This window comes from Pseudomonas sp. Pf153, from assembly GCF_001269775.1.
Taxonomy (GTDB): domain Bacteria; phylum Pseudomonadota; class Gammaproteobacteria; order Pseudomonadales; family Pseudomonadaceae; genus Aquipseudomonas; species Aquipseudomonas uvaldensis.
In genome coordinates this window covers 1-4,157 of the sequence record NZ_LHVL01000028.1, presented here as the reverse complement: position 1 = coordinate 4,157, position 4,157 = coordinate 1, and the positions used below count along the sequence as shown (strand labels likewise).

The 4,157-nt window shown below is 53.7% G+C and carries 4 protein-coding genes, 3 tRNA genes and 2 rRNA genes; all 9 read right to left on the bottom strand.

All coding sequences use genetic code 11. The annotated features are described in order from the left end of the window. The coding region (gene tuf, locus AD666_RS20670; protein ID WP_053155982.1) for an elongation factor Tu at nucleotides 1-906 on the bottom strand (906 nt) is incomplete at its 3' end. Nucleotides 907-990: 84 nt separating this feature from the next. Then, nucleotides 991-1,066, bottom strand: a tRNA-Thr gene (locus AD666_RS20665). Nucleotides 1,067-1,092: 26 nt separating this feature from the next. After that, nucleotides 1,093-1,166: transfer RNA gene (locus tag AD666_RS20660), tRNA-Gly, on the bottom strand. A gap of 24 nt (nucleotides 1,167-1,190) precedes the next feature. Continuing rightward, nucleotides 1,191-1,275 (bottom strand) — tRNA-Tyr (locus AD666_RS20655). Between the two features lie 142 nt (nucleotides 1,276-1,417). Further along, complete coding sequence (locus AD666_RS20650; protein WP_053155979.1) at nucleotides 1,418-1,867, bottom strand: hypothetical protein; 450 nt, start codon at nucleotides 1,865-1,867, stop codon at nucleotides 1,418-1,420. Between the two features lie 7 nt (nucleotides 1,868-1,874). Beyond that, nucleotides 1,875-2,624 carry a pantothenate kinase gene (locus AD666_RS20645; RefSeq protein WP_053155976.1) on the bottom strand — a complete coding sequence of 250 codons (750 nt, stop codon included), beginning with the start codon at nucleotides 2,622-2,624 and terminating at the stop codon, nucleotides 1,875-1,877. Next, entirely contained in the window at nucleotides 2,614-3,570 is a 957-nt protein-coding gene (gene birA, locus AD666_RS20640) for a bifunctional biotin--[acetyl-CoA-carboxylase] ligase/biotin operon repressor BirA (RefSeq protein ID WP_053155972.1), read from the bottom strand. Before birA ends, AD666_RS20645 begins: the two co-directional genes overlap by 11 nt. Before the next feature lie 133 nt (nucleotides 3,571-3,703). Further along, nucleotides 3,704-3,819 (bottom strand): 5S ribosomal RNA (rrf, locus tag AD666_RS20635). A 158-nt stretch (nucleotides 3,820-3,977) separates the two neighbouring features. Continuing rightward, nucleotides 3,978-4,157: ribosomal RNA gene (locus tag AD666_RS20630) — 23S ribosomal RNA — on the bottom strand; the annotation flags it as partial.

The following is a 4,157-nucleotide window of genomic DNA, read 5'->3' as shown; positions in this document are numbered from 1 at the left end:
GACGGTGCCTGGCTTGACCAGAACCTGACCACGCTCTACGTCGTCACGCTTGGTGCCGCGCAGCAGCACGCCGCAGTTCTCGCCAGCACGACCTTCGTCCAGCAGCTTACGGAACATCTCAACGCCGGTGCAGGTAGTTTTCTGAGTGTCGCGCAGACCGACGATCTCAACTTCTTCCTGGATGCGAACGATGCCACGCTCAACACGACCAGTCACAACAGTACCGCGACCCGAGATCGAGAACACGTCTTCGATTGGCATCAGGAACGGCTTGTCGATGGCGCGCTCTGGCTCTGGAATGTAGCTGTCCAGGGTCTCAACCAGCTTCTTGACAGCAGAAGTACCCATTTCGTTGTCGTCTTGGCCGTTCAGAGCCATCAGAGCCGAACCGATGACGATTGGAGTGTCATCACCTGGGAAGTCGTAAGTGCTCAGCAGGTCGCGCACTTCCATCTCAACCAGTTCCAGCAGCTCAGCGTCGTCAACCATGTCAGCCTTGTTCAGGAAGACAACGATGTACGGAACGCCAACCTGACGGGACAGCAGGATGTGCTCACGGGTTTGCGGCATCGGACCATCAGCGGCCGAGCAAACCAGGATCGCGCCGTCCATCTGGGCAGCACCGGTGATCATGTTTTTTACGTAGTCAGCGTGACCTGGGCAGTCAACGTGCGCGTAGTGACGCACGGCCGAATCGTATTCAACGTGAGCGGTGTTGATGGTGATACCACGAGCCTTCTCTTCCGGGGCACTGTCGATCTTGTCGAACTCAACCTTGGCCGAGCCGAAAACTTCGGAGCAGACACGAGTCAGAGCAGCGGTCAGAGTGGTTTTACCGTGGTCGACGTGACCGATGGTACCAACGTTGACGTGCGGCTTATTACGTTCGAACTTTTCCTTAGCCATCGAAATCACCCCTAGGAGAAGAAATTAGCAAGTCACACTAACCATTAAAACAAAGGCAGATATTTTCATATCTGCCTTGTTAGATGGAGCTCTTGAGCGGATTTGAACCGCTGACCTCACCCTTACCAAGGGTGTGCTCTACCAACTGAGCTACAAGAGCAAAACACTTTGCACAACCTGCAAACTTGGAGCGGGTAGCGGGAATCGAACCCGCATCATCAGCTTGGAAGGCTGAGGTTCTACCACTAAACTATACCCGCGGAGCTTGCAGCTCACGCTAAAACTGGTGGAGGGGGAAGGATTCGAACCTTCGAAGTCGTAGACGTCAGATTTACAGTCTGATCCCTTTGGCCGCTCGGGAACCCCTCCTAAGCGAGCCGGCATTCTACATCATGCCAGCCTTCTGTCAACCATTTTCTCATTAAAAACCTGAGGTTAGCTGCGTTGACCTTGCTTCACACCGCTAACCTTTAAAGGTCTTCGCTGCGAAGCGGGCGCCATTCTATGCAAACTACCCTGAGGGCGCAACCCCCTCACAGGGCATTATTTTGTGTTTTAACTCATTGAATTCTCTGGAAAGGTTTTGAAGCAATGTCTCATTCAATTTGGCGGCATGCTCCGAGGGAACTTGAACCCAGAACCCTCCTCCGGCCTCAGGCGAACTCAAAGGCGCAGCACGCGCGATGATTCCTGACGCCGCGAGTCGTTGCTCCAGCTGCCTGGCTGTCTCCAGGCGACTGAAACCACCCAGATAAGCACAGGTCTTTGGTAATTCCCCGGGCTTGCTCGCATCACGCCTGACCAGCGCATCAGCCGTTTCACTCAAAAGATGAATGTCTTGCTGCGAGCCACGATACAGATTCAACGGAGTCACATCCTTTGCTCGAAGCGGAGCCTCCTGCTGGTGCCAAACGTAGTAGAAGACATTCAAAACCAATAGGAGCAAGAACAGCCAACGCATAGAAACCTCAGGACAAAGGACAGGCCATCGCCAGACCGACAAAAACCAGATCAGGCACAACCCTGGCAGCCGGGACAACGCCCGAAACCAGATTAGCGTCCCCACCCGTCAGAAACACAACGAAATCCTTTCCCCAATACTGTCGGGCCAATTCAAGTTGAGTCAGCACAAACCCTCTGAGCATCAACATGCAACCGCGCTCAACCGCTTCGACAGTGGTGCGACCTGGTTCAAGGCTTTCGTGGGCGCGCTCGGCGGCCGTATCGTCATAACGAATTCGCCGGGTATGTGTACGTAACTGATTACGCATCAAAGGCAAGCCCGGACAAATAAATCCCCCTAGATGCTCGCCATCTGCCCCTACGAAATCGGCCGTAATGGCCGTACCGAAATCGAGCACCAGACAGGCTCCCGAGGCGAGGTGAAACCCTCCGAGCAAAGCCAACCATCTATCAAGCCCCAACCGCTCAAAATCCTCGTAGCCATTCCTGACACCCGACATTTCCCGAGTGGGCACGGCGCGCGCTACAGATACTCCAAACGCATTAACCAACGAGGCGATCAACGACTCCGTTTCTTCTTGGGTCCGCACACTGACAAGACGGCACTTCTTGAGCTGGAATTTTTCAGCGTCACTCAAACAGGCGATCAGATCCGCATCAGAGCCAGCTACCCCCCCTTCTACAGGCGTCGCGCTATCAGCACCCAGAACGCGCCATTTGATAAAACTGTTGCCACAATCGAGCTCAAGAATCATCACGCAACCTCAGGCTGAGCTCGCCACCACTAAAGATTTTTTCCACGCCATCTACCTTCAAACGCAGCGCACCCTGACGATCAATCCCCAACACAACGCCGTCAATACGATTTGCACCAGCAACCAGCGACACGGAACGCCCCTGCCACAAATGATATCGCTCCCACTCCTCCTGGATTGCCGAAAACCCGGACATCTGATGCAACCTCAAGTATCGCTGAAGGCTGACCCCCAAACGCATAACCAGCTCATTCCGATCGAAAGTTCTGCCCGCCTCAAGACTCATGGAAGTCCACTGTTGATCAACCTCAGCAGCAGACTGCATGTTCACATTGATTCCAACCCCAAGGACAACATGACAAACGTCTGCTGGATCACCAACCAGCTCAAGGAGGATGCCTGCGATTTTTTTTGAGCCGACCAGGATATCGTTAGGCCATTTCAGGCCCGCCTCCAAAACACCCATATCGTGCAGGGCACGCAAGACAGCCAGCCCTACGACGAGACTCAACCCTTCAACCTGGCGCATCCCACCATCGATACGTAACACCAGGCTGTAATAGAGATTATCCGCAAACGGACTGACCCACTTCCGACCACGGCGACCACGCCCAGCAGTCTGCCGCTCAGCCAAAATAAGGAACGGCGCCTGTACTCCGCGCTCTATGAAACGCAACGCTTCTGCGTTGGTCGAGTCAATAGAATCAAATATATGGACGGGCCACTGACAAGACTCTTCTGCACCAATCTCAGCCACATTCAAAAGCAGCAACGGCTTAGCCAATTGATAGCCCTTGCCTCGAACCTTATGGACAGACAAGCCCAGCTCAGCCTCCAAGTGCTGCAATTGCTTCCACACAGCACTTCGGCTGATTCCGAGCGCCACGCCTAATGCCTGCCCCGAATGGAAACGGCCATCCTTTAGAAGTTCTAGCAACGTGAGCATGCGAACTACGCCCTGATAATGAGGCCCGCATGATAGCCATGCACAAGACAGTTGCATAGAAACACAAAGGAGCTTTCCTGCGGGCAAAACAAAACCCCTACCTGCATCAGCAGATAGGGGTTTCGGAATTTAATCTTGACGATGACCTACTCTCACATGGGGAAACCCCACACTACCATCGGCGATGCATCGTTTCACTTCTGAGTTCGGGATGGGATCAGGTGGTTCCAACGCTCTATGGTCGTCAAGAAATTCGGTAGCCGGCGCGTGCCATACGGTCACGTTCCAGCGAATGGGCATGCGATAGTTTGTGTGTGCCTTACGAACAAGTCCGAACTTTCGGTTCGTTTCGTCTTCACAACACCGCAATCTGGTCTCTATCGAGACCCAAATTGCTTGGGTGTTATATGGTCAAGCCTCACGGGCAATTAGTACAGGTTAGCTCAACGCCTCACAGCGCTTACACACCCTGCCTATCAACGTCGTAGTCTTCGACGGCCCTTCAGGGAGCTCAAGGCTCCAGTGAGATCTCATCTTGAGGCAAGTTTCCCGCTTAGATGCTTTCAGCGGTTATCTTTTCCGAACAT